This window comes from Vibrio sp. ER1A (assembly GCF_000733315.1).
In the GTDB taxonomy this organism is placed as follows: Bacteria; Pseudomonadota; Gammaproteobacteria; order Enterobacterales; family Vibrionaceae; genus Vibrio; species Vibrio mediterranei.
The window spans coordinates 49212-55243 of the sequence record NZ_JPJA01000094.1 but is presented as its reverse complement, the minus strand read 5'-3'; the positions used below and the strand labels follow the sequence as shown (position 1 = coordinate 55243).

5 protein-coding genes are annotated in these 6032 nt (G+C 41.2%); 3 read left to right on the top strand and 2 right to left on the bottom strand.

The features are described from left to right. Window positions 1-249: 249 nt before the first annotated feature. The 3 genes from HW45_RS23535 to HW45_RS23525 all read left to right on the top strand — a co-directional run bounded on the left by HW45_RS23535 (window position 250) and on the right by HW45_RS23525 (window position 3877). The gene (locus tag HW45_RS23535) at window positions 250-1299 is read left to right on the top strand and encodes an extracellular solute-binding protein (RefSeq protein WP_160171232.1); all 1050 of its coding nucleotides are present in this window, start codon (window positions 250-252) and stop codon (window positions 1297-1299) included. After that, entirely contained in the window at window positions 1296-2987 is a 1692-nt protein-coding gene (locus HW45_RS23530) for a sensor domain-containing diguanylate cyclase (protein WP_038230252.1), read from the top strand. The genes HW45_RS23535 and HW45_RS23530 overlap by 4 nt, the downstream gene beginning before the upstream one ends. Window positions 2988-3052: 65 nt before the next feature. Then, window positions 3053-3877 (top strand): DUF2797 domain-containing protein, encoded by an 825-nt coding sequence (locus tag HW45_RS23525; protein ID WP_038230250.1) that lies wholly within the window; start codon window positions 3053-3055, stop codon window positions 3875-3877. Between the two features lie 46 nt (window positions 3878-3923). On the opposite strand, the gene HW45_RS23520 is transcribed toward HW45_RS23525, so the two are convergent. Together HW45_RS23520 and HW45_RS23515 are read right to left on the bottom strand one after the other, a co-directional pair. After that, window positions 3924-5147 (bottom strand): cysteine desulfurase-like protein, encoded by a 1224-nt coding sequence (locus tag HW45_RS23520; protein WP_038230248.1) that lies wholly within the window; start codon window positions 5145-5147, stop codon window positions 3924-3926. Then, window positions 5131-5790, bottom strand: a complete 660-nt coding sequence (locus tag HW45_RS23515) for a 2OG-Fe dioxygenase family protein (protein WP_171389159.1) — start codon at window positions 5788-5790, stop codon at window positions 5131-5133. Before HW45_RS23515 ends, HW45_RS23520 begins: the two co-directional genes overlap by 17 nt. Window positions 5791-6032 lie beyond the last annotated feature (242 nt).

The window sequence follows — 6032 nt, the reverse complement described above, 5'->3', positions numbered from 1 at the left end:
TCTGACACTTTATTTACAAAATGCTCGGCTAACCCTAACCAACCACACTTGTTCCACTTTTTGAGACCTGTTGCATAACTGTTACACAATTAACGCGTTAATTATCACAAAAATCAGCAATATTGTGATACAAATCGCATTTTGATAACTATATTAATAAACTTTCGTTTAATACCAGACTAACAATTTGAAATTAGAGATGACTGATTCATATAATCTAAAAAGCTAATTAACCTAGGCATTATCATGATGCGCATTTATATTGCACCAATTTTGTGCATGATTTTCTTCAGTCATATTGTTTACGGAAAAGAGATTTTAAAAATATTATCTTGGCATGGATATACCGACACAGATATTGTATCTATTTTCGAAAATAAAAATAACATCGACATTGAAGTAACTTATGTAAATAATGACAAACAGTTAAGAGAGATACTTGATGATAGAAATCAAGATTATGACCTTGTTGCCCTAAACTCCTCTGAGCTACAACGATATATCAAATTGCGAAAATTTATTCCAATCGACATATCCAAAATAGAAAATAGTAAATGGATCAGCAATCAATTCGCACCACTGTCAACAAACCCAGAAATCACCTTTAAAGGTAATATCTACGGCCTCCCCTATACCTATTCATCAATGGGAATCATCTACAATGCCGATCGTGTAAAATCTGCTCCAACTTCTTGGCAAGATTTCTGGTCACCGGAATACCATCACAAAGCGCTTGGATATGATGGCGGGACACATAATGTGAGTTTAGCCGCACTGGCATTGAAGCTACCCGATCCTTTTCAGATTCCAAAATCAGACGACGAGCTCATTGCTAAAAAACTGATATCGCTGAGAGAGAATACGTTAACGTTCTATCGTTCACTCGAGGAGGCAACAGAGCTATTTAATCGCTTTGAACTATCAATCATGTTTGCGAATTTTGGCCATCAACAAGTTGATTCGCTTAAAAAGACGGGTGCCAATATAGAATATACGATTCCAAAAGAGGGAGCATTGGCTTGGTTAGATTGTTGGGCCATCTTGTCTACCTCTAAACAGACTGAACTTGCTCACCGCTGGATTGATTTTGTGCTAGAACCATGGGTTCAACTCGAACTCACTAAGCGTCATGGACTTCAGAGCCCTCTTAACCAGTTTTCTAAAAGCGGTAATAAGGAAAAGTTGATATGGCTTTCACCAATAGAATCACCGGAAAAACGTGAAGCCATGTGGGATTCAGTGTACAGCGGTAAACCACTTCCCAAGGTAATGGAACATACCAAGAGAGCGAGGCAATGAAGCTTTCCACGAAAATTACACTGATGTTCACATGCACACTGTTAATTTCATTTTCAATTCTAGCCTGGCAAAGCTATCAAGGCTCTAAGGCACTGCTTGCCGATAATATCAAAACAAAAATGACACAAACCACAGGAATTGCCATTCGCGCTTTGCAGGAGAAACTGCAAGATATTGAGCGAACCAATGATATGTTAGCGATGTTGGTCAAAGATAAGCTCGACAAACAGTATGCTAAAACTGAGCTGGCAGCAGCCATCATTCCATTTCTTCAAAACAACTCAACCTATAACAGTGTCTCGATTATCCACCAAAAAACAGCACTTAGAGAAATCCTCAGAATTCAAACAGGACCTAACCAAAAAATACATGCTGTAGAACCAAATGAGCTCAACAACCTTACTCATATTCCATTGTTTGTCGAAGCTACGAAAATTTATGCGGGAGAAATCTACGTCTCTCCAGTTTCAACCCATTATGACCGTATCGTTCATCATGAATCTACGCCTTACGTATTTATTGTTTATCCTCTCAATCTCAAGAGTGATGAAAGTACATCTTTATTGTTCACTATCGATATCAAAGCCTTAATGGAAAAAGCGACCTCTTTAATGGATGACCCGACAACGTTTATGATCGCTAACACCAATGGAGATTATTTGCTTCACCCAGACAGAGACAAGCAGTTTAGTTTTATGAGAGGAAAAGTTGAACAAGTCCAGAATGACTATCCAAATGCGCTGACAACCGTTAATCACGGACATTCAAGCTTCTTTGAACTAAATACGAACACTAAAGATAACAGCTTGTATTACGCAAGCTTCGCGTTAGCAAAGTTTCAGATCCATCAAACTTCGAGTGCCTATATTTTGGGCCACGTCAGACAAGACTCCATCGGTAGCCTGTGGCGGGAAAACACAATCAAGAGCGTACTGATTACTACTATGGTATTGCTGTCAATCGCATCTGTACTTTCATTTTCTCTATTTCGATACGTTACGCTGCCCCTCACTCACATTGCCTCCTTTGCACAAAGGATTACGTTGGGAAAGAAAACAACTCCTTATCAATATAACCAACGAGATGAGATTGGAGATGTCGCGCAAGCACTCAATTACCTTCAAAACAATCTCAACGTCCAGTATGAAAAGCTCAAGAACTCGGAACAAAAGTTTCAAGAACTTGCTCGCAAGGATGATTTAACAGGCCTGCCGAACAGAAAAGATTTTTCTGTTCGGTTAGAGAACGAAATCCAACACCATCGAATCAATCAACTTCACTTTGCACTACTGTTTGTTGATGTTAATAACTTTAAACTGGTCAACGACCATATCGGACACCATGCCGGAGATGAACTCTTAAAGAAAATAGCTCATGTTCTGGCTGGAGAGCTGCGTAGCAGTGATCTGGTATGTCGGCATGGTGGTGACGAGTTCATCATCTTGCTTTCAAATCTTAGGCAGTTGACCATCATACATACGATTTGCGACAAGCTGCATCAGTCGATGGAGAGACTCGTTGGCTGTGAAAGGTTACACCATCAAAATCTATCACTTAGTATAGGTGTTGCCATTTACCCAGAATCTTCTAGTCAGCCCATAGAACTCATTCAATTGGCTGATAAAGCGATGTATGAAGCAAAGAAAAATGGCCATGCTCAAACTTATTGGCACACTCCCTTTCGATAGTTTTTTCGACAGATTCTAACTCTTGTTTTTGCTACACTGGGCAAAACAACTAAAAGAGTAATGTCATGTCACTATTAGCCTCAGGTACGCTGTCCAAAATGCGTGCCTCTCTAGATTCGCAAGTTCAATACCGTTTACCCGTTGGTGAACAAGAAGTAGAACTCACCTCGTTTATTGGAAAGACGCTGACCCTTACCCATACTGGTAACATTTTCTGTAGCTCTTGTGGCAAAAAAACAAAGAAGAGCTATTCACAAGGCCATTGCTTTGTTTGCATGAAAAAACTAGCAAGCTGCGATATGTGCATTATGAAACCTGAAACTTGCCACTATGATCAAGGCACTTGTCGTGAACCCGAGTGGGGCGAAGCCAATTGCATGGTTGATCATTTCGTCTACTTATCTAACACCTCCAGCTTGAAAGTAGGTATTACACGTCATACGCAAATTCCTACTCGTTGGATAGACCAAGGGGCAACACAAGGTTTACCGATTCTGAAAGTTAAAACGCGTCAGATATCAGGCTTGATTGAAGTTGAGCTTGCCAAACACATTGCGGATAAAACCAACTGGAGAACCTTGTTAAAGCAAGATGGTGACCCGATGGAGTTAGTGGAAAAAGCACAAGAACTATTACCGCTTGTCGCCGACAAAATTGCGGAGATTAAAGCTCAATATGGTAACGATGCGATAGAAGTGCTAAGCGAAGTGATTACGCCGATCAGCTATCCAGTTGAAGTTTATCCGACCAAGATTAAGTCGCATAACTTTGATAAAGAGCCCGTGGTCACAGGAACGTTACAGGGTATCAAAGGTCAATACTTAATCTTTGATACCGGAGTGATCAATATTCGCAAATTCACCTCCTATGAAGTTGAAGTTTCCGCCTAACGAAGAACATCCAAAGAAAAGCCCGCAAACGCGGGCTTTTCTATCACTAGATATTCTCTATGGCATCGAAAAATCGGTCAACTTCTTCGAGAGTGTTGTAATGCATAAAACCGACCCGTAATACACCGCCCTTATCTTCTAGTCCGAGTTGTTTGACTAATCCTAGTGCGTAGAAGTGGCCATTCCATACGCAGATATTTTGTTCACCAAGAGATTTTGCCATCAATTCTGGTGAATGCTTACTTGAACGAAGGGCAAACGTCGGTGTGCGCCTGCTATGAGCCGAATCAGCTATTCCATAAAGGCTTAACGAATCACATCGCGATAGTCGCTCCAAAAAGTAGCGGCTTATTTGCTCTTCATGGTAACCAATATCCTTGAACGCGGACACAAGTTGTTGCCGTAAACTCTGCCCTTTACCCCAGCTAGCTAGATAACGAACCGTCTCAATGAAACCAGCCATCGCTTCAAAGTTTTGCGTGCCAGTTTCAAACCGCCCTGGGCCAATATCTGTTGCTGGTTCGACTTTATATGGTTTCAATGACTGCAACCACGTCGGTGAGATATAGGCTAACCCTAAGTGAGGTCCAAAGAACTTGTATGCAGAACAGACCAGAAAATCACACTCTAGGTCTTGTACGTCTACCAATGCATGTGGCGCAAAGTGAACCGCATCGACATAGACTAGTGCCCCCACCCGTTTTGCCAGCTCCACAATACGCTTAATATCAGTTATAGAACCAGTGGTATTGGACGCGTAAGTCACGGCGATCAATCTGGTTTTTTCAGAAATTAGACTCTCTAAATGTTCAAAATCCAAAGAGCAGTCACTTTCATCGACTTTAACCTGTTTGACCACCGCACCTTTATCTTCTGCAGCTTGTTGCCAGCTTGATACATTTGAGTAATGGTCCAGCGCCGTAACGATGACTTCATCATTAGGCTGCCAGTTTCTCGCTATCGCTCTACTCAACTGGAATGTCAACGATGTCATGTTGGCGCCAAACACGATGTTGTCCACTTCTTCGGCATTAAATAGTGCTTTTCCATGGTGGCGGGCTTTTGCAACAAGCTCCACTGTTTCTTTGCTAGAAAAGTAGTGACCGCCTAAATTGGAATTGTACTGGCCAAGGTAATCCGTCATGGCTTTAAGAACTGAGCCTGGTACTTGAGAACCTCCGGGGCCATCAAGGAATACCACTGACTGGCCGTTATACGATTGATGAAGAGCAGAAAAGTGCTCTCGAGCAGAACTAGGAGTGAAGTGCATTGCGCATATCCTTAGCGGTTAATACAAACACGTCCATGTAGCCTGCGTTTTGATTATCAATACAGCGGATTGGCTGAGCATTGTGCCAAAGCTTAGAGTCGTCAAGGATAGCTACTTCCCCATTTTCCAGTACTTTTCTGAAAAACGGAGCTTCGCCATTATCGTTGTAGAGCATGATCTCACCGCCTACGATGTTTTCTCGACCAATACCGACCAAGGCAATATGGTCAAATCCATCTTGATGTACACCTTCTGGAGCAACCTCGGTTTCATCGTAAACCGCTGCGATCCTCATCTGATGAATTTCAATTTCCTGTCCGTCAGGTAAGGCATTCGTGTTAACAAAAAGCGTAACCAGTTCCAACATCGCAGAGCTCTGCAGAGTCGATTCTAAAACAGGTTCAAACTGTCTAATCACATCGCCTTGAAAGTGGTTAAAATGCTCAGACTGAACAAAGCAATTATCACCTTTGTCTACAATTTGACCTTTTTCAAAACGCACCACCGAATAACGACGTAAGCGATATTTGCCATCAGCATGTTCCGTGTTAGGTAGCGTGGCAAAAGATGGGGCCAATTGTTCAGTGGAACGGCCACTCAGGCTAGTAAGATGTAATGTACTTTCAACACTATGTAGCATCATTAACTCCTTTCAATGTTATGCCAAAAACAATGTGTTTCACATTTTATTTACAAACCATTAAATATTAACAATTCTGCAAGATCAATATTTTACAGCCTTTTAAACCATACATTTTCACAAAAAAGCATAATTATCCACAATGCATCCATTGATTAGCATAATATTCTAATTATCGATTTCAACCCACTAAAAACCTAGCATTGTTAACTAGACAAGAAAACATCATATTACTTAACAATGAC

What these genes read in the sequence shown, in the direction of transcription:
- HW45_RS23515 (WP_171389159.1), bottom strand. Translation starts at nt 5,790, where the DNA reads ATGATGCTACATAGTGTTGAAAGTACATTACATCTTACTAGCCTGAGT.
- HW45_RS23525 (WP_038230250.1), top strand. Translation starts at nt 3,053, where the DNA reads ATGTCACTATTAGCCTCAGGTACGCTGTCCAAAATGCGTGCCTCTCTA.
- HW45_RS23530 (WP_038230252.1), top strand. Translation starts at nt 1,296, where the DNA reads ATGAAGCTTTCCACGAAAATTACACTGATGTTCACATGCACACTGTTA.
- HW45_RS23520 (WP_038230248.1), bottom strand. Translation starts at nt 5,147, where the DNA reads ATGCACTTCACTCCTAGTTCTGCTCGAGAGCACTTTTCTGCTCTTCAT.
- HW45_RS23535 (WP_160171232.1), top strand. Translation starts at nt 250, where the DNA reads ATGCGCATTTATATTGCACCAATTTTGTGCATGATTTTCTTCAGTCAT.